This is a genomic window from Bradyrhizobium sp. Bra78 (assembly GCF_024519855.1).
Lineage (GTDB): Bacteria > Pseudomonadota > Alphaproteobacteria > Rhizobiales > Xanthobacteraceae > Bradyrhizobium > Bradyrhizobium japonicum_G.
Map to the genome: position 1 here is coordinate 704,011 of NZ_JALJRE010000001.1, position 23,337 is coordinate 727,347.

A 23,337-nucleotide genomic window follows, 5' to 3' on the forward strand; every position below is an offset into this window, starting at 1 on the left:
AGCTGGACGAAAACTGACAGGAGCAGAGAAATATGGTGGTGAAAGACCGACTGAAATCGTTCGTGAGGTCAGCAGGATACGAAATTCGCCGTCATCATCCGAATTTGGCGGAGTTCCTCCGATCCCGTTCCGTAAACCTTGTTCTGGACGTCGGAGCGAACGAGGGCCAGTTCGTACACGATCTCAAATCGCAAGGTTATGCAGGGAGGATCGTCTCCTTCGAGCCTGTGGTTGATGTGTTCAAGAGACTCGAGAAAGGGTGCGAGGCCGATCAGAAATGGGAGTGCCGAAATTTGGCGCTGGGCGATATCAACGGTATCATCCAGATCAATGTGAGCAAGAACACGGCGATGAGCTCGATCGTCAGCCAGACAGAGATCGGTCGGAACAGCATCTACGAATCCCAGGTGGTTCGCGTCGACAAGGTCCGGATCGCCACGCTCGATTCGATATTTGAGGAGTTCGTCGGCGAGCGTGTTTTCCTGAAGGTTGATACGCAGGGATTTGAGCAAAGCGTCCTGCGCGGGGGGGCAAACTCGCTTCATCGCCTGGTTGGCGTCCAACTCGAATTGCCGCTGATCCATCTTTATGAGGATACCTGGAAGTTCGATGAAGCACTCCGCTTCATGCGTGAGGCTGGCTTTACGCTGAGCCAGCTGCGTCCGGTGACCTACTACTCCCGGGATCCAGCGTCGCTGCTCGAGGTAGATTGCCTATTTAGGCGGACTGATTACGCCGATGGTCTCAGCTACGATTAATTGCCGAACATTCCTGAGATCGTTCTGAATCTGCGATTAGGCGCCCACTCGGCGGGAATAGGCGCTCGAGATCGGGAAGCCGAACAGCAACCAGTAGCGCCATAGTGCCATGATGAGCGACGTCAACAGGATCGCCACTCCGGCGCCATGGAGTCCGGCGAGCGGCAACAGCGCCAATTGTGCTATCACTAGAACTCCTACCGAGGTCAGGTTCGTGACCGTCGTCAGGCGGTCAAGATGCGCTGTAAACAAGGCCAAGACGCCGAAATCGGCCATATAGCGAACAGCCAGTCCAGCGACGATCAACCAGAATGCCGACCACTGGACGACGAGCGCGGGCTGAGCGACCCATGGCAGAAGGACCTGGAAGGCAAATCCGACCGCCGTGCTGAGCGCAGCGGTCGCGAGCGCGGTTGTCCGCAGGAAGCGCCAGGCCAGCTGACGGTGCGCCGAGGGGCCGCTGGTCCGATATGCGCTGATCAGCGATGGGCGCTGCTTTTGTTGAAGGACCAGAGCCAGGAAGGTGGTTGCGGAACTGCCGACCGTCCAGAAAAGGAAGTAGATGCCGGCGACTTTCAAACCCAGGAACAGTGTGATCAGGTAACGGTCGATATACTGGCTCGTAATAAAGCCGAGGTCGCTCAACAGCATGAGGAAGGACTTTCGGATCGCGTCGGTGATCACTGAACGCCTGAACGGCCGGAAGAAGGATGCCAGCCATGGCCATGACCGGCTCAGGAAAGCGAACAGCCCCACCGAGGCAACGCCTCCCACCAACCAGAAGCCGAACAGATACGGAAGCGATCTGAAGCTGGTGTCCCAAATGGCGAGCGGAACATAGAAGAGGATCCAGGCCGCGCCGCGGATGAAACCGATGGCGTTCGCCCAGACGTGCCGCTGCAGGCTGGAAAGGAGGTAGAAAATGTCGTTGCCAACATGCTCGAACATGATCACGGCGACGATGAGGATCCAGAGAGGCGGAGTGCCGAAGAGGACGGTGACCAGCGTCGTGATCGTCAGAAGAACCGCGTACGCTAAGACCACGAAGCACCAATAGTGGCGCATGCTGTCGATCATTTCGCTGGTGGAGGCCGTTACGGCGTCGCGCATCAGCAGGTGGTTCATACCGAGATTGACCACGATCGGAACGGCTGCGATCGCGCCGGCGGCGAGGCCATAGAGACCCAGCGACGACAGATCAAGATAGCGAGCAATGAACAGGGTGAGGCCGAATTTGCAGCCCATGACGCTCGCCCGCATGGCCATGACCATTAGATCGACGAGGAGGCGGCTGGGAGAGTCGTTCAAGGCTGGTGTGCTCATGATGCAGGCAATGAATCAGGCATAACAGATCACCATCGCATTCATCTCGCGTCCGGTCCGCTCGATCGGAAAACCAATGACTCCCGGGGGAGCCTATGGGTGCGAGAACCGGCCGAATTTGAGAGGCATCAATAACGGTTTAAGCCGACAAATGTGGCCGACAGTGCTTGCTGTCAGACTCGTGGGTCGGGAAACGGACCACAATCCGTGCGGTTACCGTCAAGCGAGTTGTTCCGGTGTGCTGCGCCTCAGGCGACGCAAGCGGGCGGCGAGAAACGGCGGACAAAGGGCGACAGCAACGAAACGAAGGACGGCTTGCAGGCTGACGCCATGAAGATCCCGGCGAAATTGCCAAGCCACGCTCGACATCTCCACTATGCTCGCACCGCCTTTACGAAAATCTGTCAGCGTGATCAGTCCCCGACGCGCAAAGCAGCGCCTGGCCTGGAGCTGGACGGTTTTGCGCAGCTGTGTGTCCTGGACACTGGATTCGGCAGTCTGCGCGATCAAATCGGCTACCTTGCGTGCGTCGTGCAGAAGCTGCTCCACCCCCAATCGAGCCGTCTCAGAATCCTCGTGATAGGTGTAGGTCGCACAGGCCTCGTTGATGAGACCTGCTTTGCCGAGAAGTAGCAGCGGCGCCCAGGCAGCGACGTCGGCCGTGTGCGGCAGATCCAGCGGGATGCCGCCGCGCTCGCGCAGGAGGGCAGTGCGCATCACCACGCCGCATACGTTAACGGTGATCTGGTCGGTCAGGAACGCATTCAGAATCGTGGTGCCGTCCCGAATGCCTGTATCGAGAGTCCGACTGACGCGTGGAGGGCGCGTCTGGCCGAGCGAGGCCGCATGTAGATTGCTTAGGGTAATGACGATTGGAAGTTGCGGGTGTTGGTCGATGAGGGCAACGCATCGCTCGAGCAGCGACGGCATTATTCTGTCGTCATCGGAGACGAGGATGATGTATTCGCCTCGAGCATTCGCGAGACATGCATTCCAATTCGGGAGCAGGCCGATGTTCGTTTCCTGGGTGATGACGCGTAATCGTGGGTCGCTAAAGTCGTTCAAGGTCTGTGCGGTATCATCTGGCGAAGCATTGTTCGAAACGAGGACCTCGAAATGGGGGTAGGTCTGCGCCAGGGCCGACGCGACGCATCCCTTCAATAGGGCGGCCCGGTTATACGTGGGAATTGCAATCGTCACATAGGGATGGCTTGTCGTGGCCGGAGGCATACGACTCGCGATTGCATTCGCAATATTCGAGGGCGGACACTCCGTGATATTTGCCGAATGTGTCATGGAATTTCGATTGTCAGACCTGTCGTCGCGACAATCGCCATGAGACGCTCGGTCCGGTATTGTTTGGTTCCCGATCGAAAGTGAACTTCCTGGAATGCACGGCCGGCTCCTTCCACGTGTGAAATCGCACAAGGGCGTCATGGACGGCGAACGGCATCATTCTGGGCGCGCCCGGCATCATCTAGACTGCGACAGACGGGGTCCGAGTTGACGGCTATCAATTCCGTCGCCCGTTGTTCGTCAAGCCGCGGCTGCTTGCGTGAGGGCGTTCCTCACGGGCGGGCGCAAGCGAGCATGCGAGGGCCGTGAAACGGCGCCCCGAGGTTTTGTTCTATCCCATCGCGAGAAAACTAGTGTTGGGCAGGCAACGAGAGCGTCTGCGCGAGTGAAGCGTTCGGATCGGCCGCGAGAGGCCCGTTCGTCACCGCGCTGGTTGTGATCGCATCGGTTGCGGCATATTGGTTCATTAGCGCAACCGCCTGACTTGCACTGCTCAGCAGGGACGCCGAGGCAGAGCTCGCCGGCTTTGCAACCAAAGACACATTGTCATAGAGCGCACCGAGCCCGTCACTGCCTTGGCCCGCGACCTCGCGGAATGTCACGCGGTCCTGCCCGCCTGTACCGGTCACCGTGAAATCATAGTTTTGCCAGGTGCTGTCGGGAGGAACCAGCCCAACGACCGAGCCATTCCAGAGGACTTCGATCGAGCAGGTCGAGCTTGTGAATCCCGGGCGCGAGCGCGCATCGAAGGAAAGGACGTATTGCTGCCCCGCCACGGTTTTCACATCCTGGTAAAGTCCGTCACGGGCTCCAGCATAGTCCAATTCGCCGTAGTTGACGCCGTCGCTCGCTTTCACGCCATTTAGATTGTTCCAGAGCTCGATGGTTCCGCCACTGATGGCGTGCCAGCCTGGGATAGCATCGAAGGCCCCCCAGCGGCCGCCTTGGAGTGGCGTCAGCGAGGATGACTCGAACGATCCGTTCACCAGGAGAGTCTTATCCGCGCCCCCCGGTAGTGAATCGGCTGGCGTCGCCGTGGCGACGGTGAGCTCGATATTGTCATAGAGGGCACCCAGGCCGTCGCTGCCCTGGCTAGCTACTTCGCGGAAGGCAAGGCGATCGTTGCTGCCGGTGCCTACGACCTTGAAATCATAGGCGTCCCAACTACTGCCAGGCGGAACGGTCGCAATGACTGAGCCATTCCACAAAACTTCGATCGAGCAGGTCGCGCCGGTGAAGCCGGGCCGTGACCGCGCATCGAAGGACAGTTGATAAACTTGTCCCGCGACGGTCTTGACGTCCTGGTAGAATCCATCTCGGGCGCCGGCATAGTCGAGCTCGCCAAAATTGCCGCCGTCGCTCGCCTTGACTCCGCCAAGATTGTTCCAGAGCTCGATCGTGCCGCCGGAGATCGCGGTCCAGCCGGACACCGACTTGTAGGCTCCCCAACGGCCGCCAGCGAAGGGCGCCAAGGACGTTGCCTCGAACGACCCGTTGACAAGCAAGTTCTTTCCATTTGCCGGTGGTGAGGTGACGGGCGCGCTCACCGTCACATTCAGGGCGGCAGATTTCGTGCTGACGTTGCCCGCAGCGTCAGTGGCCATCGCAGCAAAGGCATGGTTCCCGGTAGCCAACTGGGCCGTTGTCAGGCGCCAAGCGCCGCCCGCGTCAGCAGTGGTCGTGCCAATCACGGTCGTTCCCTCAACGACCTTAACCGTGCTTCCCGCTTCCGCCGTGCCGCCCAACGTCAGTTGCCTGGTGTTCGTCGTCTTGGCCGCGACGGTACCACTGTCCGGTGTGAATGCGGCAATCTTGGGGGCTGCTGGCGCAAGCGTGTCCACAAGGATACTGCGAGAAGCGGATTTTGAACTGACGTTGCCTGCAGCGTCTGTGGCGGTTGCGGTGAAAGCATGATTGCCGTCCGGCAATTGGGCAGTGGTCAGGCTCCAGGTGCCGCTCGCACTGGCCTTGGCCGTGCCAATTGCGGTGGTGCCCTCAAATACCTTGATGGTGCTGCCCGCTTCTGCCGTTCCGCTCAACGTCAATTGCTTGACGTTGGTGATGTTGTCTCCGGCGGTACCTGTATCCGGCGTGATTGCGACTATCGTGGGCGATGCCGGTGCCAGCGTGTCGGAAGGCTCGACTGGAGGAGAAGATCCAAACAACGACGGAGGCAAGTCTGCCTGGAACGCCGCAGTGCTCATGGAATAGTAACCGATCGTCTTCCACTGGGTTGATAGCTCAACCCAGTTGCTGCCTCCGACACCTGGATTGTTGCTGTGGTCGGCAAGATACGGCGCTGTCGCGTTGCGCCACCAGTCCACGCCGACCATGCCCACCAGCTTCGCGTTGGGATCGGTCTTCCTCATGTCCATCTGGACGTAAACGCCGTCGACCGTGCCAGCTGCGTAGGTCCCGCGCGATCCATACCAGAAATGATCGTTGTATCCGGTCGAAGGCGCATCAAAGCTCGCCGCTCCGTTTGGCAGGCGAGTCACCATCATCGGATAAGCTGAGTTACCGGCGAAATCAGAGACGAAATGCCCGCCTCCGATGCCAAGCTTTGACTGGTCCTGAACCAGCAACCACTGGCCGGTCTCCTTGATGTGCACGTAGGTTCTTGCGTTCGCGACTTCGATGTCCGAACTTGGGGACGCTGGAGCCCCTTCCTCCGTATAGACCTGCCCCCAACCTTCGACCGCGGTGAAGCCGGCGGGCGGGGTCATCTGACCGCCAGGATTCCAACCCTTGTACCAACTGTAGCTGTGCGGAACACCGGCAGGATACCCCTCGCTGAGCCCAAGCGTGTTCTGTTTGATCAGCTCCGATAGCGAAATCCCCATTTCACTTTCCTAGTCGTTCGAATGTGTGAATGTGAGACAACGTTTAAAGCTGCCCGCGAACGTGCGAGGACAGAACGCACAATCGACGTTTCGCCGTTCGCGCCAACTAAACGCTGTTTCTGCTGATACTCGAAAGTTGCAAGAACCGGCCCGACGCCCTGCGGCCATCGTCTCGCATTACCGAAATCGGACTTGCCGAATCACCTTGAGCCTTTCCACAAAGCATGAACCAAGCCGCAGTAAAGTTCAATCGACGCGTCGCAACGAACTCTTCACAGCTTCTGCGACTGCACTCATTTTGAGCAACCGGTCGTCAGCGCAACGGCCTGCAAATGCAACCTAGCGCGTTCGCGAGTTCACGCTCGCAACAGAATCTGTCGTCAATGTGATTGATTTGTTGCGGAATGAGGTGGCAGTGAGGCGCTCTCCCATCATCGCCGTCTAATGGTGGCGTTTGCGGCTTGAGGCAGCAGGAGCTATTTTATCACCACGTTTGCTATCACGAGGAAATACCGGCTGTTTTTGTGTTTGGCTCGCTGTGGTGTGGTCGCATGTTGAGCGCATTGCGTCGAATTGTCCCGCCTCAGTGAGACGCATGCCGTTTCCGACATTTGAAGCTTTGAGCATCGACCCTTCGACGAGTGCGTTGGTCGAAATCCCTGCGACGAGAGGTTTCCGCACCTCTTATTGTTGCGCCGCTCATTATTGAGCATCGTCAACTCGATTGGAACGGTTGGGTCTAAGCGAGAGGAAAGGCGTCTCTTCTGTGGTTCGCCGAAAGGGTTCGAGACGGAAGGCATCACGTGATCGGCTTTCGTGCACAGACCGGAATTTCGAGTGTTCTATCGGACTGGCTCGATCTTGCGCGCGGCCTCGCTGCCGTCGAGGTGCTGGCATTCCATTCCTATCAGTTGATGTTCATGGAGAAGCTGCCGGGCGAGAGTTACGACCCGGCAATGAGAGCGGTCTATTCCATTCTGTGGGCAGCAAGCGCGAATGGCCCCGCGGCTGTTCTCGTGTTCTTTGTTTTGAGCGGTTACCTTGTGGGAGGGCCAGCTCTGGTTGGAGCCTTGCGAGGACGGCTGAACGCTGTTGACTATTTCTCGGCGCGCTTATCGCGCCTCTATGTCGTGCTCCTGCCTGCGCTGACGATATCCTTCTGCCTCTATATCTCGGCGCGGCAGTCAGCGGGGTGGCAGGTATATGTGTCCTCGCATCAGGACGTCTACAATAATGCGGTCATCTTTCACGCGCCTGTTGGCGCGGCCGCCGCGATCTGCAACGGCCTGTTTTTCCAGACGATAGCCTGTTCGGAATTCGCAGGAAATGCGGCCCTCTGGAGCTTGTCGAACGAATTCTGGTACTATGTGTTGTTTTTTGCGCTGATTTCGGTGCGTAAGAAACCGGCCTACATCGCGATGATCTTCACGGTCTTCGGGCTGTTTGCGCTCGCCGAACACCATGACGCGGGCGGCACGCATGTCGGTCTGAAGTTTGTCTTCTTTTTTTTCATCTGGTGCTTCGGCGTGATCGCCTATGCGGTGATTGCGCCGGCCTGGGCGTGGTGTTGCGGCTTTCTCTTGAGCATGACGGGACTGTATCTTCTCACGTTGAAGGGCATCTTCCCTCAATGGGCGTCGTTCAGCATGGTGGTCGGGTTAGGGACGGCCGCATTCATTGTTGGCATAGACCGTCTGAAGGTGCGTCTGCCTTCATTTCTTCGAGCCGGCCGGGAGCTCGCAAAGTTCAGCTTTTCCCTCTATGCGATTCACTATCCGATCCTGCTGCTCCTGAACGTCACCGCCGCCAGTGATCGCCAGGAATTCACGCTGGCCTCGGTCGGGCTTAACGCAAGTTTCATGCTGGCCTGCCTGTTCACAGCGGCAATCTTCTATCTCGTTTTTGAAGCCCGCACCCCAACGATCCGCGACTGGTTGAGGGCCAAGATGCTTCGCGGCTGGACCGACAGTCGTCTGCTGCACCCTACGGTGGCTGTTGACGCCGCCGCTCTGCCATACGCGCTCGGATCTGATCGTGCTGCGGTGCCCCCTGCTGCCGCCGGAGCCGGACCGTCCTTGCCGTCGGCTGCCTCTGGAATGCCGCTGAAGCAGGCAGAACCGTCGCGAGGGCACCTTGCAGCAGTCGCAACTCGAGTCCCGATGGTGTCGCTCAAGGACGGCCATGCATTGCCTCAGCTCGGCTTTGGAGCCTGGCAGGTCGACAACGCGATTGCGCCGGAAGTCATCACATCCGCGATCAACGCAGGCTATCGCTTGATCGACACGGCTGCGGATTATGGAAACGAGAGCGGAGTTGGCACGGCCCTGAAGCAGGTAAGAAACCAATTCTATATCACGACGAAGCTTCGCAATGAGGATCAGGGATACGATCGGACAATGCGTGCGTTTGACGCAAGCTCTGCTAGGTTGCAACTCGACGTTGTCGATCTCTATCTGATTCATTGGCCATGCCCTCAACGGCGGGCTTATATCGAGACTTGGCGTGCGCTCATCGAGCTCCAGAAACAAGGACGTGTCCGGTCGATTGGTGTATCGAACTTCATGGCCGATCATCTGGAACGCATCGTGCATGAGACCGGCGTCGTACCAGCGGTCAATCAGGTCGAGCTGCATCCAGCGTTCCAACAGCGCGAGCTACGGAATATCCACGAGCGCTATGGCATCGTGACTCAGGCATGGAGTCCGCTCGGGCGGGGCGCGGCTCTCACCAATCCGAGAATATTGGCCATCGCAGAACGGTGCGGCTGTTCGCCTGCGCAGATCGTGCTTCGCTGGCACCTCGAAAACGGCACGATCGCGATACCGAAATCGGCAAAGGCAGCTCGCATGGCCGAGAACATCGACCTGTTCGACTTTGAGTTGACCAGCGACGACCACGCCGTCATTTCGAGGCTCGATCGGCCTGATGGAAGAATCGGCCCCGATCCTGCATCCTATGGGCAAACGGGCTTATTTCGTCGACTGACCCGTCTCCTCTCGAGGACTTGAGGCAGCTCGGGTTTTGTCTTTCCGTGGCTGCCGGTTGAGCTCATATCGGCTCAGTTTGTCGGAACCGGCGGCTTGGAAGGCGCTGTACGGGCTTCCGCAGGGCGGCCAAACAGCGAACTCTACGCGGTTACGAGCATGTACCGCACTCGATCCACGAGCATTGAGACGAACGCCAGGATCTGCTTCTTCCCTGTCATCACCCTGGATTCGAGCAGATGCCAGGATGCAATCGCGAAGATCAAGGTCACGGCAAGGCTGATCCCAAAATTGACGTACCAAATGCGGTAGGTCGGCAAGAACTGGGCAACTGTTTGCTGAACGGGAAACCCGTAAAGATAGATGCCATACGAGTAGTCGGTCACCCGGGTGACAGGTCCGACGTTGAAATTGAGTAGTCCGACATACACCGTGAGGTAGCTGACGAAGAGCGCGGCGAGATCCTCTCCGGCGCGGCTCGAGGCGAGGACGGAAGCAACGAAGCCAACGAGGCTGATCAGCAGCAGCCAACGCGAAAACACGATCCGGGTTCGATTCAGGAACAGCGCCACTCCGCACAGGAAGGCGAGAACTAGCATCCGGCCCGGTGGAGCGGCAAGCGAAGCGGGCTTCCCGCCAACAATGTCACGCAGCGCCAATGCGCTGACTACGAACAGGACTGCGAACAAGAAGAGTCGGCGGCGCCTCGTCAAGCCGATTAACGCGGCCGCACTGATGGCAACATAACATTCTAGTTCGTGCGGAACGGTCCAAAGCTGGCTGTTTACCATGTTTGGTACGGGCAAGTCGGCAAAGACGCCGGGCAAATAAAAGTGAACGTCACCGATTGCATTGAGGAAGTAGCGAAAGAAGGCGGGGTCGGTGAAATAGTGCGACAGGGCGAGGTTTGTGAAGAGCGGGCCGATCAGCATAGCCGAGATTACGACTTCTGCAGTCAGGGCGGGGAATATCCTGATGACCCGCAGCGTGACGAAAGCCGGAAGGTTGTTCCGTTCGAGGCTTCCTGCAACGAGGAAGCCGCTGAGGGCAAAGAAGGCGGGGACGATAAGCCAGACAATGGGCTTCAATGAGCCACCATAGAACCATTGTTCGGCGGGCAAGCCGTAGCAAACCGCGACAGAGTGCCAAAGAATGACGGCGACTGCCAATGAGATGCGCAGGAGATCGAAACCCGCGGGCCGTCCCTTCGCCGCTTCCCACTTGTCACCGATCGATGTCATCGCGTGTTCTTCCGGGGTGGTAGGCGTTCGCCTCGATCTTTGAATATCGGCAGCGCAGATCGGCAAGTTGATGATCGTCAAATCGTTTATGCACGCGAACGCTTGTCATGACGCGGTGAGCGGCATCAACCGATGTCTGCCGAGTTGACGGTCATCAACTTGGTCGTGCCCCAGCGAACTACGGTCAGAACTGCGCCATCCGAAAGTGCATCTGCGCATGTTTCGGTCGGGAACCTAGGACAGGAGATCCCTATGAAGGTTGTTATTCTCGCCGGTGGCTACGGTACGAGATTGAGCGAGCAGACTTCGGTGGTGCCGAAGCCGCTGGTTGAGATCGGTGGTCGTCCGATCCTGTGGCATATCATGAAGCTGTATTCCCATCATGGCCTCAACGAGTTCGTCATCTGCTGTGGCTACAAGGGCACGATGATCAAGGACTATTTCATGAGCTACCTGTCTCACCAGGGAGACTTCACGCTCGACCTTCAGCGCAACCGCATCGAAATGCATCGAAACGGATCGGAGCCTTGGCAGGTTACGCTGGTCGATACCGGAGAGAAGACGATGACCGGGGGACGCCTCAAACGAGTGCGCGAGCATCTCGGGAATTCGACCTTCTGCATGACATACGGCGATGGCGTCAGCGATGTCGACATACGTGCGCTAATCAAATTCCACCATCAGCAGGGCGCGTTGGCGACTGTCACCGCGGTCCAGTTACCCGGCCGCTTTGGCGCGATCAATCTCTCGTCTGATCGCCCCCGCGCGGCCGGCTTTCGCGAGAAGGACGCGACCGACGGTCAAGTCATCAACGGAGGTTTCTTCGTTGTCGAACCTCAGGCCCTCGATCTCATCGACGACGACAGCACGAGCTGGGAAAGCGAGCCGCTCGCCCGTCTGACCGAGCAGGATCAACTGGCTGTCTACAGGCACCGTGGCTACTGGCAGAACATGGACACCTTGCGCGACAAGGCCATTCTCCAGGATCTCTGGGATACCGGGGATCCACCCTGGTACGTCTGGAATAAGGGCGTTGCCGCGAATGGAAGCAACAAGTTATCGCACCCCGCAATCGCCGATCGGACAACAATCTGAGGAGATGAAGCAGATGCGCGTTCTCTTCACTGGAGCTGACGGATATATCGGTGCGGTGCTCGGCCCGAGGCTGCTCGAGCACGGTTACGATGCGATCGGGATCGACACGGGCCTCTACCGCCGCGGCTGGCTATTCGATGACGGCAGGACACGGCCAATGGTCATGTCGCGCGATACGCGGCAGTTGTCACTGTCTGATTTGGAGGGGTTTGACGCTGTGGTGCACCTCGCGGAGCTCTCCAATGATCCGCTGGGAGAGAATGACCCTGCGATCACGATGGAGATCAACCATCGCGGCTCCGTGGAATTTGCCCGCAAGTGCAGGGAGGCGGGAATCGGGCGATTCATCTATGCGTCCTCTTGCAGCATCTATGGAGCGGCCGGCAGCGAGGTGAAATCCGAGACGTCTTCTTGCGAACCTCAGACGGCTTATGCGCGATGCAAAGTGCTCGTCGAGCGCGATCTCGTCGAACTGGCTGACTCCCGGTTCACGCCCGTGTTTCTGCGTAACGCCACCGCGTTTGGAGCGTCTCCCCGGCAGCGCTTCGATCTCGTCCTGAACAACCTTGCGGGGTGGGCCTTCACAACAGGAAAAATTCGCGTCATGAGCGACGGCACCCCCTGTCGTCCGTTGGTCCACATCGAGGACATCTGCCAAGCCATCCTGTGCGCTTTGGACGCTCCCCGCGAAGCGGTTTGCGCCGAGGCGTTTAATGTCGGCGATGAAAGTCAGAATTATACGGTGCGCGAGATCGCGGAGATCGTTAACGACACTTTCACCGATTGCGATCTTTCGTTTGGTCCGAGTGGTCCGGACAATCGCAGCTATCGCGTCTCCTTTGCGAAGATTAGGGCCCACATGCCGAATTTCCGCTGCCAATGGAATGCGGAGCGCGGCGCGCGGCAATTGAGCGGGGTATTCCAGCGCATCCAATTAGACGAAGCGACCTTCAATGCCGCGCCATTTACTCGCCTTTTGGAGCTTCGACACCTGCAGCACACCGAGCAACTGGATCTTCATTTGCGGTGGACGCCAATTCCCGAAATCGTGCCGGCGCTCGCGCGCACTTAGTAGCCTTTGCGGCGGGAAGGTTCGCGTATTTGCCTGCCGATGCCGATGGACCCAGGTCGAAGCCCGTCCGCGCGGCAGCGTTGGAAACGAATTGCTATCACCAGTTGACTTTTCCTCAACTGATCATAATATTATTGCAATGCGGCAATCCTGATTATGGGTGGCCGCGTATGGCCGGAGGGAAGGGAACACCGAGCAGAAGTACCAATGGGTGAGGTTGTTTTGCCGTTTCATCAGTTCAAGCTGCCAACGATGTGAGAGTCCCGGGTAAGAGTACGGGATTGCTCGGAGATTGAGCAGTGCCAGTCATCCTAATAGTTGATCAGCACAGTGTTTATCGTAGCGGTCTCCGAGATGTAGTTGAGGCCAAGTTTAAGAAGTCCCGCGTCATAGACATGGCACAGCTTGAGAATTTTGAGCTGGAGACAGGCATCGATTTGATCTTGATCGATCTAGGTTGTCTTAACCAACGTTCGCTCTCGGTTCTCTCGGAAGTCGTCGACTTGAGGCCCGCTACTCGTATTGCAGTGATGTCGGCTTCGAGCAGCCGTACGGACGTGCTGAAATGTCTTTCGGCTGGATTTCATGGATTCTTGCCCAAGCTTCAGTCGGATGAGGAATTGCTGTCCGCGGTCGGCGATTTGCTGTCTGGACGCATCTATGTTCCGCGGTGGTTGGCCGATGATGATGTAGGCCGACCAGAGCCCCCTCAGGCGGTCAACTTCAACCTGGAGGCTCTGCGATTGACACGCCGGCAGAACGAAATTCTTCCGCTGCTGGCCCAAGGAATGTCGAACAAAGAGATTGCGCGCGAGCTAAGCATCGCGGAAGGAACCAGCAAGATCCATACAGCGGCGCTTCTGCGCGCGCTTTGTGCCCGCAATCGGACGGAGGCGGCCTTTATAGCCGCGAAGTTGGTCGGGCCCAGGGACAGGTTGGCTAGCAGAATGAGAAGCAAGAGGTTCTCGATCGACCGGGGTAATGGCTCAGGCCCAGGTTCGGAGTTGATCGTTGGCGATCGATGGGCGCAGCCCACGGACAGGCCTCTCTTTCGAAGACCAGCCGGGTGATCGCTGCATTTTCCAGCTTGCCGCGCTTGGCAACAACGTCTTGCTCGGCGCCGGCTGCTAGAGATGCAACCCCGGGGCCGTGTCCCCGGCGAATGGTGGTGGAGAGCTCGGCAGAGCAACGCTCCCCTACGCGCCTGAGATCCTAGCGGGTCGGCAGCTTTGCGGAGACTGGAGAGTCGCCGGTAGGATTGGGTTGCGACGCGCCAGCGCAACCGAGGAACCACCGATGATCGACGATATCATGACGCTCCGCGCGCTCGTGGACGAACCAGGTGAAAGCCCTATCGTCCGATCGAGGGCGACTGGCCATATCTGTGGATCGACGCAACCCAAGTGAAGGGCTAGCCAGCAGGGATGCATCGTCCGGGTCGTGGCGATCGTCGCGGTCGGCGTCAACGCCGATGGCTGGCGCGGGGTTCTCGGCAACGGATATTCAGTCTCCTTGAGGCAGCCTTCGCGGCATCGTCTCCGATCCCCCCAACGAGAACAAGGTTCTCAACGCCAGCTGGCAGCGTTGCCGCGTCAACCTCATGCGCAACGCTCTGGCGCACGCAAGTGGTTGCCATGTGAATTGTGGGAACCTCGTGGGAGGCTCGCAGCTTCGGATCAAATTACTCAGCAAGGACAATTGCGCTCCTCGACCGCAACTCTTCCCAAAAAATCGATCCGACAGAAGGCGCTGTGTAATTGGGCACAGCTGGTACACGCGTGAGCACTTTCACTGCGAGCTTGCACGAGCTTTTTGCTCTTTTGAGCGCGGCATAGGCAGCGAACAGTTTCTTCGCCCGACGGACTAGTCCAACTGGCTTATACGGAACCAGTAAAATCCTAACGCTTTAGCCTGAGTATCCTTCGGATTAGGTCCGCCTACACTTCAACGTATTGGATTACGTATTGAGGTGAATTCAAATGCTTACAGAATCCGCTTTACTTCAGGGTAAACTTTCTCCGCAAGTTCATAGATCGACCAGCGTTCCCGATTTTCGACGCCCGTCTACGTCCTTCGTACCTCGCTGCAGGGCTCTCTTTTGGGAAGGAGAGGAAGAAGCTCAGAAGATCGAGATCGTTGAGGGGGTCGTACGGGCAGTCCGCCTTCTTGAGAACGGAAATCGCCAGATTCTTGCTTTCTACTGGCCCGGCGATGTCGTTATGCCGACCCATTCAACCCATCAGCAGTTTACTGCAGAGGCCGTGACAGATTGTCGCGTTATCCGATCGAGGACTTCTGGGGTGTGCCGGAGCGATGAGCCCTGTGGGGCCCACCAGGTGCTGGCAGATACCCTCACCTTGGTGATGACCATGAGCCAAAAGAACTGCGTGGCGCGCATCGCCTGGCTCTTGCTGCGCATACGGCCACACTTGCCTGCGGACCCAAAACGCCCTGGCGCGCTCCGACTTCAGTTACCCCGGGCTGATATCGCCGATCACGTTGGAACGTCGCTCGAAACGGTTTGTCGTACCTTGGCCGAGTTCAAGGCGAAGAAGGTCATCGACCTTCCCAATCGTAAGACGATCAAGTTCACCGATCTTGAGGGGCTAGCGAGGATTTCCAACGGGCGAGCCGTTGATTAAACCGCTTCGTGCTGTAAGCGTCTCGCCGCGACTGTTCTTTGTGGTTCGCGGCGGGTTATCCTCGGATGTCGAACGTGATCAGATTGAGGCTTTCACAACTACACCGCCGCGCGCCAGGCCTTGATCGGCTAACTGGCTTTCGCATCGCTTGACCCGCGAACTCTCGTTCTCGGCGTTCCGGCCGAAGTCGAAGTGGCCTGTCGACGGAACACCGGTGCGACCGGCCTGCCAATCAGATGGGCTTCCGGCCCGTCCTCCAGCGCCTTCTGATATACGGCGAGTGCGCCGTCGATGGCCTCGATGGTTCGGTCGATATCATCGTTGGTGTGCGAATAGCTTGTGACCAGTGAGGGCGCTAGCAAGCCGCGGCGGATTGTCTCCTGGAGAAACAATGTGCGGAAGGTCTGTGATGGCACTCCGTCACGATCACAACAAGCATAGACCATGTTGGACGTCCGGCCGGCGAGCTTGAAATAGCGGGTTAATCCGCGGCGCTGCGTGGAGTCTTCGATGCCGGCCTTCAGGCGACTTCCTTGGCGATGGAGCGTCTCGATGACTGGTTCGTCGCGATAGGTGTTCATGACGGCCAGGGCCGCAGCCAAAGCGTGAGTCTCGGCACCATGTGTCGTCGAAAGCAGGAAGACGCGATCGCGATCATGATTGAGGCCGCCCAGCTCCATGATTTCGCGTCTGCCGAGCAGCGCAGAAATTGCGATGCCGTTGCCCATCGCCTTGCCGAAGGTCGATAGGTCGGCCTTAATTCCATGGTGACGCTGGGCAGAGCACTCCGGCCATCGAAAGCCTGTGATCATCTCGTCGATGATCAAGAGAGCACCGTTCCGATGACACAATTCGTGCAGTTCGGCGAGATATCCCGGCGTCGGCGGTACCTCCTTTTCGGCTTCGAGGATCAGGGCTGCCAACCGACCCGGGTATCGAGCGAACAGCGCCTCCGCCGAGGACAGGTCGTTGTACCGGAATCCCTGTGTCAACTGCGCCATAGCCCGGGGTATGCCGGCGCTCATGGGTGTCGTGCAGATCGCCCAGTCGTCGTAGGAGAAGAAGGGCTGACCGGAGCAGAGCGCTATCATGTCCCGGCCCGTATAAGCTCGGGCAAGCCGTATGGCAGCCGTCGTGGCAGTTGATCCGTCCTTGGTGAATTTCGCCATTTCGGCGGCGGGGACGAGCTCGATCAGGCGCTCCGCACATTCGACCTCAAGTGCCGAAGGCCGCGTAAAGTTTGTGCCTTGTGCCAGCTGCGCGGCTGCGGCCTGCATGACAGCTGGAAAGCCATGGCCCAGCGACACCGCGCGCAGTCCCATTCCGTATTCGATGAACTCGTTGCCGTCGACGTCCCATACATGGCAGCCCAAGCCTCTCGAGATGAAGCCTGGCGCGAGGAGCGGGTACTGATCGTCGCCCTTCGCGTAAGTATGTGCTCCGCCCGGGATCGCAGCGCGCGCCCGAAATCGCAGCGCTCCCGACGCTGCGAAGTTGTCTAGATTTGTTTCCGCGAAAAAACTCGACCTAATATTCATCGCCAAACCCCTTTTCAACGCGTGATGTTCGAAGAACCGCAATTACGCGCCGCCCGGCTGCATTTGATGACACAAGAATGTCACGTATTTGAGGGTTCTCAACTTGGCATCAGCCGCGACCTGGAATCCAGACGACCTTTCCCAATTGCCGCAGTTCGGTCAGGCTGACTGCAAAGGTAGTCGACCTTTTGACAATCTCCGTTTTTTGGGGCGGACGCAGCTGGCCTGGCGGGGTACATCACCCCGCTACCCAGAGCATCGTTTGAACGCCGCCATTGCATGGCCCACCGTTATTGAGCTTTGTCAGATTGGCGAATTCAGCTCTGGCTAGGCTGTCGTGAGGTCATGTCACGGATTGAGTGGGCAATGTCTGAATTCGAACAACTCAGAAACGCAACCTACGCAACCCAGTTCAGGGGCACGAAAGCGGCGAGCCGAAGTTTCGAATGGCCTGTCCTCGGTATCGCATTTGCGCTGGTCAGCGTCGTTGCGTGGGATCTAGCTCTGCTGTGGCTTGCAGCCAAACTCTGTCGGATCGTGTTCATCTAGTAGCCTGAACCCAGCTATTTCATCTGCCTCATGATATTTTCCGAAACAATCCTCGCCGGCGCCTACACGGTGGAGATAGATAGGCATCAGGACAACCGGGGATACTTCGCTCGGGTATTCTGCGCCGACACATTTCTTGCGCACGGCCTCAAGCCCGTCGTCGCACAGGCAAGTATCAGCTACAACGCAAAACGCGGTACGCTGCGCGGCCTGCATTTCCAATATCCCCCAGCGACGGAAAACAAGTACGTCCGATGCACCAAGGGCGCGGTGGCCGACGTGATCGTCGACCTGCGGCCGGAATCGGCAACCTATTTGCGACATATCATCGTTAACCTCTCCGCGGACAATGGCCGCGGGCTCTACATACCGGAACGCTTCGCACATGGTTTCATCACGCTCACTGACGACACAGAGCTGATTTATCTAATCAGCAACTATTACACGCCGGGCGCGGAAGGCGGGTTGCCGCATGACGATCCTTCGCTTGGAATTTCCTGGCCGGCAGAAGTGCGCGTGCTCTCGGATCGTGACAGGGCATGGAAGCCCCGCAGCAATATCGGGAACGAATTGAAGGCCCGCATGAATATCGCTGTCCCCAAGAGGTCGTAGGCGAGGGCTCCACGTTCGCAAAAAGCAAACGTGACTTGACGACCGTCAATAGCTCTGTCCCGACCAACGCTAGCGTGTCGGTGACATCACAGATTGCCATCGGCAGGAGCATAGAATGCTGAAAGAAGCAGCATCCACCCTTAACGTCAAAGCACCAACTGCGCATGCAATGGAGTTGAGCTGTTGTCGTTTCTGCAGCGCGCCTCTTGAACGTGTGTTTATCGATCTCGGAATGTCTCCATTGGCAAATTCCTATCTCCGGAACGAGAAAGCCAAACAAGACGAGCGCTTCTTTCCGTTGCGGGCTTACGTTTGCGGAGAGTGCTTCCTTGTCCAGCTCGAGGAATGGGAGGCGCCGGAGAATATCTTTGGAGACTATGCCTACTTTTCATCCTACAGCGATTCATGGCTGCAGCATGTTAAGTCCTACGTCACCCGAGTCATCGAAAGGTTCGGAATCGGGGCAAACAGCAAGGTCGTCGAGATCGCGAGCAACGACGGCTATTTGCTGCAATACTTTGTCGAAGCCGATGTGCCGGTTCTAGGCATCGAGCCGGCTCAGAACGTCGCTGCCGTTGCGCGCGCGAAGGGCATTCCGACCCGTGTGGAGTTCTTCGGCGAACGTGCAGCCCGTACCTTGCGACGCGAGGGGCTACGCGCTGATCTGTTGATCGGAAACAATGTCTTGGCTCACGTGCCAAATTTGAATGACTTCGTCAAAGGCATGAGCCTTCTTCTCGCCGACGCGGGGGTCATCACGATGGAGTTCCCCCATCTGATGCGTCTGTTTGACGAGTGTCAGATTGACACCATCTATCACGAGCATTTTTCATACTTCTCGCTTATCGCTGTCGAGAAGATCTTTGCCGCCCACGGCCTGACATTGTTTGATGTCGAAGAGTTGCCGACCCATGGTGGCTCGTTGCGAATCTATGCTCAGCACGCCAACAAAGGATGGCATCCGATCTCCCATCGGGTACTGGATCTCAGGCGCCGCGAAATCGATGCCGGATATGCCAATCTTGACCACTACGACGCATTCGAAGAGCGCGCTGTGGAAACCAGGCAAAAGCTTCTTTCCTTTCTGGAGGATGCAAAGCGACAGGGCAAGCGTGTTGTCGGGTACGGCGCCCCAGCCAAGGGCAACACACTCTTGAACTACTGCGGCATAACCTCGGACCTCATTGAGTATACGGTCGACCGAAACCCACACAAGCAGGGGGCGTTGTTGCCGGGATCCCACATTCCAATTCTCGAGCCCGAACGCATAAACGTGACAAAGCCGGACTACATTCTCATTCTACCCTGGAACCTGAAGCGGGAGATCGTTAGCCAGCTGTCATTCGCCCGCAGTTGGGGAGCTCAGTTCGTGGTGCCGATACCCGAGCCCAGGATCGTGGATTGAGCCGACCGGATACCGGAGGGACGTGGAGCATGGATGACATTGCAAGGCATGCAGACTTCGCGGACCTCAGGGAGAGTGAGGCGGCCGTTGACCTGTCAGCGGACAAGACCGGACGTGCACTCCACGAGTTTATTGCGGATATGTATCCCATCTCCCGCAGCATAACGGGGGATGGGATCCGAAGAACGATCGATCTCATCCGGAACTACGTTCCTCTTACCACGTGCGAAGTACCGTCCGGCCTCCAGGTATTTGATTGGACCGTTCCACCGGAGTGGAACGTGCGTGATGCATATGTCAAGAACAGCGCCGGCGAGCGCGTGATCGATTTCGGGAAGTCGAACCTGCACCTCCTGGGCTACAGCATACCGGTGAGGGCGCACATGACGCTCGACGAGCTTAAGCCTCACCTCTACTCGGATCCGGATAAGCCGGACTGGATTCCCTATCGGACAAGCTATTACCAGAAGACCTGGGGCTTCTGTCTGCCGCACAATGACCTATTGGCAATGCAGGAGGACGATTACGAGGTTTGTATCGATGCCAGCCTCGCACCGGGTCATCTGACTTACGGCGATCTGAGACTGCTTGGTCGCACCTCGGACGAGGTGCTGATCTCCTGCCATATCTGTCATCCGTCGCTCTGCAATGACAACCTGTCCGGGATCGCGGTCGCAACCGCGCTGGCGCAGCACCTTCGGAAGATGGAGCTCAGGTATACATATCGCTTCGTATTTATCCCCGGCACTATTGGAGCGATCACCTGGTTGGCGCTCAACGAGGCTCATGTCGGTCGGGTGAAGCATGGATTTGTGTTGACCTGCGCCGGCGATTCGGGGGCGATGACCTACAAGAGGAGCCGCCGCGGCAACACAGAGATCGATCGAGCCTGGTCCTATGTGCTTGAGCAGAGCGGCGAACCGCACGAAATCCAGGAGTTCTCACCTTACGGCTATGACGAGCGGCAATATTGCTCGCCTGGCTTCAACCTACCAATCGGCACCGTAATGCGAACGCCGTTCGGTAGATTCGCGGAGTATCACAGCTCGGCCGATAATCTGGAGTTTGTTCGCCCTGCTGCGCTGTACGATACTCTAACGAAGGCGATTGCAGCCATCGACGTCATCGAGAACAACGCCTACTTTCGGAACGAGAAGCCATTCTGCGAGCCAAAATTGGGCAATTATGGCCTTTATCGTGGATTGGGCGGGCTCGCGGCCGGAGACTTCCAGATGGGGCTGCTATGGGTCCTGAACATGTCGGACGGGGATCATTCACTCTTCGACATCGCCGAACGATCCAAGTTGCCTTGGGCGGTGATAAAGGAAGCGGCCGCCGCGCTGAGCCGAGCTGGTCTCATCAAGCAAACCGAGCCGAGCCCGACAAACTAGTTTCGTCAGGGCGGGTGGTGTTTGGCCGCCGATAGAGGTTGAGACAGCTGAAGGGCGACGAGTTGATGGTGTCCGCTGGAAAAATGGCTCGCCAGCACGTCGAATTTGAGCATTCCCGGACCGGCGAGAGGTCATGATACAGAGGGTGGTGCTCATTGTCGGGTGGGTGGTACTCGTGTTCATCACGTTCACTAACACCAATTCAAGGTCGTCCGAGGTTGGCTGGTCTTCAACTGGAGCACTTCGCTGCCTTCGCTGTAATGGGCTCTGCGTTTTCGTTCGGCATGACACGTCGTACATGGGCTGTTCTTGCCTTGGTGATCCTCAGCGCGCTTGCTCTCGAAGGCATGCAGTTGCTAGCGACGGATCGGCATGGTCGGATTCTCGACGCCGCAGTGAAGGTCATCGGGGGAGTCTGCGGGGCCGGCGCCGGCCGTCTAGTTCCGCATCTGATCGATATCCTGACCTCGCCATCCGCGAAACGTCATCAGTAACAGCGCGTGGTATTTGCAGCGAATACCCTTGCACAGCTGCTCGTGCGCTACCGCTCCCGCAAGCTTTCCTGCTTATACCGCATGATCGGTGATAAGAGATAGCTAATGACACTACGTGATCCAGACTTGATCTCGACGGTGGCGGCCATACCGGGTGAAAGGCTGACATGCTTGTTCTCGATGTTCATGTAGCTGCGGTCGAGCGACACCCGCGCTGCGTAGACGAGCTCCTGTCCATTGGGTTCGCTGCTGGTTGTCCCGGCGCCGAGAGGCCTGGTGTTGCCGTTCTCCGGTGGCTTGTTCCGGGGAATGGCGTCCTGGGAGATGTTGATCACCTTGCCATGTAGCAGTCCGTACCGGGTAAAATTGAAGGTATCGATCTTGATGGCGGCGTTCTGGCCTGCCTCGACGAAGCCGATATCCTGATTCGAGATCATGGCCTCAACTTCGAGATTGCTATCGATTGGAACGATCATCATGATTGGTTGCGCCGGCGTGACGACACCCCCGACGGTATGAACTGCGAGTTGCTGTACGACGCCATCAATTGGCGCAGTCAGGTTTTGCAGGCCGGTGTGCCGCTCGGCTTTGATGACGTCCTGGCTTAGACCGGCAGCCTTCTGTTCCGCCTTGGCGAGTTCCTCGAGCAACGTTCGTTCGTATTCGGCAATGGTCTTGTTGCGGTTCTCCACCAGAACCCCGACGGCGGCATCTGCTTCGCCAAAACGGCTTTGCTGAACGAGTATCTCCTGTCGTTGACCGAGTAGCTCTTGGTAGTCGGCCAAGTACTGCAGCTTAGAACCGAGTTCTTTCTGGTACAGCTGCTCGCGTATCTCGACGCGCTGCTGGAGCGGGCCAATTGTGGCTTTCAGCTTATCCATCGACGCCTTCGAAGTGGCCCGTTCAGCTTCCTTTTGTGAGATTTGGCGGTCAATTGCAGCGAGTTTGGCAGCCTGCTCGGTGGCTTGGCTGACGAGAAAGCGACGATGCATCTCGATCAGCGCAGTTGTGGCGGCTGGGGGCGGGTTAAACGCCGAAGCGGGATCAGTCTTATTTGACAGTAACGCCTTCAGGCGGGAGGCGTCGAGCTGCGCACTCATCAGATCGCTCTTGAGGTGGTTCAGCTCTGCAGCGGAAATGGTCGCATCCAGATCAACCAGGCGTTCACCGGCTCTGACGGTTTGGCCGTCGTGAACGTAGATCGCGCGAACAACGGCGGTCTCGAAGGGCTGGATGGTCTTGGTTCGGTCGCTCGGGATGATCTTGCCAGGAGCGATAGCAACAATGTCGATGGTTCCAAGGCAGGCCCAGAGCAAGGCGACAATGAAACCCGCCGTGATGCTGATGACGATGGTACGTCCAACGGGCGAAGGAGGGGTCTCGATGATTTCGAGTGCTGCGGGGAGGAAAGCGAGTGCTTCGCTCGGATGAATCCTGTGGGAAGGCGTCAGCCCGACAACGGCGCGGCCGAGCTTGCGGGCGTGATCCGCGAAAACAATGACCGCGTTCCCGCTGTTCGCATTCCGGGGAGGCTCCGTCGGCGCGGCCGGCCGCTGCTTGGACATTGCAGATGCGCGATCGGCGCGAGACGAAAACATACCAGCCAGTCGTGCCCTAACAATCAGGGATCGCTCCTTTGAACGCCGGATGAATTCCAGGCAGCATCGTGAAAAGCGCAGTAGCCGAGCGGTGATGGCGCGTTGATGGGTGATCACGACGAGCCGTCCGTCCCAATTGGACTCAAGCTCGTATCTGGAAATGATAGATGGCCTTGCGGCGCCAGCGGTCATCACCACGGCCTCATAGCCATGTACTTTTCCGAGTAGGAGAAAGCTGCCGCTGCGAATCGGGAGGATGCCAGGCAGGGCTGATGCCGATAGTCCGTCCCAATCGGTCAGAACACAGCTCGCAGAGAGATTGAGCTCCCTCGCATAAGCGAGCATTTCCGGGACATCGATAGGCGTGTAGCCGGACCGCTGGCGAATATGATCGAGGCTGCTGTCAACACCACGCAATCGGAGCAGGAGGTCGAGCACAAACAGCCCCGGATCGTCGAACGTCTCTGCCGTCGTCTGTTTCATGCGGCCTCGTCGA

At 57.9% G+C, this 23,337-nt stretch carries 15 protein-coding genes and 3 pseudogenes; 12 read left to right on the top strand and 6 right to left on the bottom strand.

What is annotated here, in order from left to right; all coding sequences use genetic code 11:
• Positions 1-32: 32 nt before the first annotated feature.
• Positions 33-758 (top strand): FkbM family methyltransferase, encoded by a 726-nt coding sequence (locus OC450_RS03345; protein ID WP_211384681.1) that lies wholly within the window; start codon positions 33-35, stop codon positions 756-758.
• A 36-nt stretch (positions 759-794) separates the two neighbouring features.
• Here the strand turns inward: OC450_RS03345 and OC450_RS03350 are convergent, their stop codons facing one another.
• The 3 genes from OC450_RS03350 to OC450_RS03360 all read right to left on the bottom strand — a co-directional run bounded on the left by OC450_RS03350 (position 795) and on the right by OC450_RS03360 (position 6,220).
• Positions 795-2,081 carry a lipopolysaccharide biosynthesis protein gene (locus tag OC450_RS03350; RefSeq protein ID WP_211384682.1) on the bottom strand — a complete coding sequence of 429 codons (1,287 nt, stop codon included), beginning with the start codon at positions 2,079-2,081 and terminating at the stop codon, positions 795-797.
• Positions 2,082-2,300: 219 nt separating this feature from the next.
• On the bottom strand, positions 2,301-3,377 hold the full coding sequence (locus tag OC450_RS03355) for a glycosyltransferase family 2 protein (protein WP_249129139.1): 1,077 nt from the start codon (positions 3,375-3,377) through the stop codon (positions 2,301-2,303).
• Positions 3,378-3,727: 350 nt separating this feature from the next.
• Positions 3,728-6,220 carry an Ig-like domain-containing protein gene (locus OC450_RS03360; protein ID WP_262047166.1) on the bottom strand — a complete coding sequence of 831 codons (2,493 nt, stop codon included), beginning with the start codon at positions 6,218-6,220 and terminating at the stop codon, positions 3,728-3,730.
• An 803-nt stretch (positions 6,221-7,023) separates the two neighbouring features.
• Between OC450_RS03360 and OC450_RS03365 the strand changes: the two are divergent.
• Together OC450_RS03365 and OC450_RS03370 are read left to right on the top strand one after the other, a co-directional pair.
• A pseudogene (locus OC450_RS03365) lies at positions 7,024-8,103 on the top strand (acyltransferase family protein); the annotation flags it as partial.
• A 213-nt stretch (positions 8,104-8,316) separates the two neighbouring features.
• Complete coding sequence (locus OC450_RS03370; RefSeq protein WP_249129173.1) at positions 8,317-9,228, top strand: aldo/keto reductase; 912 nt, start codon at positions 8,317-8,319, stop codon at positions 9,226-9,228.
• Positions 9,229-9,347: 119 nt separating this feature from the next.
• On the opposite strand, the gene OC450_RS03375 is transcribed toward OC450_RS03370, so the two are convergent.
• Positions 9,348-10,526, bottom strand: a complete 1,179-nt coding sequence (locus OC450_RS03375; protein WP_262047167.1) for an acyltransferase family protein — start codon at positions 10,524-10,526, stop codon at positions 9,348-9,350.
• 171 nt (positions 10,527-10,697) lie between these two features.
• Between OC450_RS03375 and rfbF the strand changes: the two genes are divergently transcribed.
• The 6 genes and pseudogenes from rfbF (at position 10,698) to OC450_RS03400 (ending at position 15,254) form a co-directional block, all read left to right on the top strand.
• Positions 10,698-11,540: a glucose-1-phosphate cytidylyltransferase gene (gene rfbF, locus OC450_RS03380; RefSeq protein WP_211384685.1), complete on the top strand. Its 843-nt coding sequence runs from the start codon at positions 10,698-10,700 to the stop codon at positions 11,538-11,540.
• A gap of 13 nt (positions 11,541-11,553) precedes the next feature.
• The gene (locus tag OC450_RS03385) at positions 11,554-12,612 is read left to right on the top strand and encodes an NAD-dependent epimerase/dehydratase family protein (protein WP_256806120.1); all 1,059 of its coding nucleotides are present in this window, start codon (positions 11,554-11,556) and stop codon (positions 12,610-12,612) included.
• Between the two features lie 299 nt (positions 12,613-12,911).
• Positions 12,912-13,682, top strand: a complete 771-nt coding sequence (locus OC450_RS03390) for a LuxR C-terminal-related transcriptional regulator (RefSeq protein WP_211384687.1) — start codon at positions 12,912-12,914, stop codon at positions 13,680-13,682.
• Positions 13,683-13,967: 285 nt separating this feature from the next.
• Positions 13,968-14,236 (top strand): annotated as a pseudogene (locus OC450_RS34365) (transposase); the annotation flags it as partial.
• A gap of 355 nt (positions 14,237-14,591) precedes the next feature.
• Positions 14,592-14,885 (top strand): annotated as a pseudogene (locus tag OC450_RS34370) (hypothetical protein); the annotation flags it as partial.
• Positions 14,886-14,948: 63 nt separating this feature from the next.
• On the top strand, positions 14,949-15,254 hold the full coding sequence (locus tag OC450_RS03400; RefSeq protein WP_244550073.1) for a Crp/Fnr family transcriptional regulator: 306 nt from the start codon (positions 14,949-14,951) through the stop codon (positions 15,252-15,254).
• A 128-nt stretch (positions 15,255-15,382) separates the two neighbouring features.
• Here the strand turns inward: OC450_RS03400 and OC450_RS03405 are convergent, their stop codons facing one another.
• Complete coding sequence (locus OC450_RS03405) at positions 15,383-16,792, bottom strand: glutamate-1-semialdehyde 2,1-aminomutase (RefSeq protein ID WP_256806216.1); 1,410 nt, start codon at positions 16,790-16,792, stop codon at positions 15,383-15,385.
• Between the two features lie 579 nt (positions 16,793-17,371).
• Between OC450_RS03405 and OC450_RS03410 the strand changes: the two genes are divergently transcribed.
• The 3 genes from OC450_RS03410 to OC450_RS03420 all read left to right on the top strand — a co-directional run bounded on the left by OC450_RS03410 (position 17,372) and on the right by OC450_RS03420 (position 20,749).
• Entirely contained in the window at positions 17,372-17,953 is a 582-nt protein-coding gene (locus OC450_RS03410; protein WP_211384690.1) for a dTDP-4-dehydrorhamnose 3,5-epimerase family protein, read from the top strand.
• Positions 17,954-18,122: 169 nt separating this feature from the next.
• Positions 18,123-19,358, top strand: coding sequence for a class I SAM-dependent methyltransferase (locus OC450_RS03415; RefSeq protein ID WP_211384814.1), 1,236 nt, complete (start codon positions 18,123-18,125; stop codon positions 19,356-19,358).
• 29 nt (positions 19,359-19,387) lie between these two features.
• The gene (locus OC450_RS03420; protein ID WP_256806122.1) at positions 19,388-20,749 is read left to right on the top strand and encodes a DUF4910 domain-containing protein; all 1,362 of its coding nucleotides are present in this window, start codon (positions 19,388-19,390) and stop codon (positions 20,747-20,749) included.
• Positions 20,750-21,290: 541 nt separating this feature from the next.
• Here OC450_RS03420 and OC450_RS03425 read toward each other — a convergent pair.
• Complete coding sequence (locus OC450_RS03425) at positions 21,291-23,324, bottom strand: HlyD family type I secretion periplasmic adaptor subunit (protein ID WP_262047168.1); 2,034 nt, start codon at positions 23,322-23,324, stop codon at positions 21,291-21,293.
• Positions 23,325-23,337: the final 13 nt, after the last annotated feature.

What these genes read in the sequence shown, in the direction of transcription:
- OC450_RS03345 (WP_211384681.1), top strand. Translation starts at nt 33, where the DNA reads ATGGTGGTGAAAGACCGACTGAAATCGTTCGTGAGGTCAGCAGGATAC.
- OC450_RS03350 (WP_211384682.1), bottom strand. Translation starts at nt 2,081, where the DNA reads ATGAGCACACCAGCCTTGAACGACTCTCCCAGCCGCCTCCTCGTCGAT.
- OC450_RS03355 (WP_249129139.1), bottom strand. Translation starts at nt 3,377, where the DNA reads ATGACACATTCGGCAAATATCACGGAGTGTCCGCCCTCGAATATTGCG.
- OC450_RS03360 (WP_262047166.1), bottom strand. Translation starts at nt 6,220, where the DNA reads ATGGGGATTTCGCTATCGGAGCTGATCAAACAGAACACGCTTGGGCTC.
- OC450_RS03370 (WP_249129173.1), top strand. Translation starts at nt 8,317, where the DNA reads ATGCCGCTGAAGCAGGCAGAACCGTCGCGAGGGCACCTTGCAGCAGTC.
- rfbF (WP_211384685.1), top strand. Translation starts at nt 10,698, where the DNA reads ATGAAGGTTGTTATTCTCGCCGGTGGCTACGGTACGAGATTGAGCGAG.
- OC450_RS03385 (WP_256806120.1), top strand. Translation starts at nt 11,554, where the DNA reads ATGCGCGTTCTCTTCACTGGAGCTGACGGATATATCGGTGCGGTGCTC.
- OC450_RS03405 (WP_256806216.1), bottom strand. Translation starts at nt 16,792, where the DNA reads ATGAATATTAGGTCGAGTTTTTTCGCGGAAACAAATCTAGACAACTTC.
- OC450_RS03410 (WP_211384690.1), top strand. Translation starts at nt 17,372, where the DNA reads ATGATATTTTCCGAAACAATCCTCGCCGGCGCCTACACGGTGGAGATA.
- OC450_RS03415 (WP_211384814.1), top strand. Translation starts at nt 18,123, where the DNA reads ATGGAGTTGAGCTGTTGTCGTTTCTGCAGCGCGCCTCTTGAACGTGTG.
- OC450_RS03420 (WP_256806122.1), top strand. Translation starts at nt 19,388, where the DNA reads ATGGATGACATTGCAAGGCATGCAGACTTCGCGGACCTCAGGGAGAGT.
- OC450_RS03425 (WP_262047168.1), bottom strand. Translation starts at nt 23,324, where the DNA reads ATGAAACAGACGACGGCAGAGACGTTCGACGATCCGGGGCTGTTTGTG.